Here is a 976-nt window from a genome sequence, read left to right as displayed (position 1 = left end):
CTACACGATGCTCACACTATTGTCACCTTTACTATTGTTTTTCTATCGTTCAGGTCCTTTACTAGAATATTATCATTTCTAAAAAGTACCTGACAGTATGAATCTTAACCTAGTAATGGATACATTGTGGAAGAAACAAAAAAAGAAACGTGTACTGGAATCCTTCATTTGTAGGATTCCAGTACACGTCCAAGAAATACAACAATCTACTCTATCAGTACATACTGGTAGGGTAGAATTCTGCCGCACTCTAGCTACTTTTTTTATGACTGTTTACTTGATTATCAGGGATATTTTTCGTGACACCAGCACTGGCTTTGTTCACCTTAACGAATGGGAACTACTTTTCCATCTTCAACCGCTCCAACGACAATTGTAGATGCGAATCCTCCATTCTCATCAATTGTTGGGATATCGTAGATTTTCTGTTCAGCAGAAATATTCGTCAGCCCGTCCTGCATATGTTCGCGAATCGCCTTGACGTCATCCACGCTTCCTGCCGATTTCATCGCTTCCACAAAAGCATACATCGCGATGTAATTCAAACCGACTTCGGAGCTTGGATCTTCCTTATAATTTTTTTGATATTTCTCAATAAAAGCTGGCACTGCTTCTTCATCGGAGTTAATCAGAGGTAGGACACCGATTGAGCCTTCCAATGTTTCATATGATCCTGCAATCGGCTTCATTTGATCCAGCTTCGCCTGATCCATAATAATAAAACCGCCTTTAAACCCTAACTCCCGAGCTTGCTTCGCTACTTTTGCCGTCGGCTCAGACGCACCTCCGATAAACAGCACATCAGGATCCTTTTTCAATGCATTCGTAACAATCGTAAAAAAATCTGTTTCTTTAGCAAAATCAATCGAGGAATTATAAACGACTTTACCACCTTGCTTTTTCCAATGAGGGAGAACCGCTTCTGTCCAGTCTTTTCCGTATTGAGAGGAGGTTGGCAAAGCTGCAATCTTTTTGC

1 protein-coding gene is annotated in these 976 nt (G+C 40.8%); it reads right to left on the bottom strand.

Features of this window, described 5'->3' with window-relative positions:
* Nucleotides 1-326 precede the first annotated feature (326 nt).
* Nucleotides 327-976 (bottom strand): ABC transporter substrate-binding protein (locus AC1DUW_RS30460; RefSeq protein ID WP_477644396.1); only part of this gene is annotated, 650 nt, incomplete at its 5' end.

This window comes from Peribacillus sp. P4_C12, assembly GCF_056402095.1.
The sequence above is the reverse complement of the archived record's forward strand: the minus strand, read 5'-3'. Positions and strand labels throughout refer to the sequence as shown.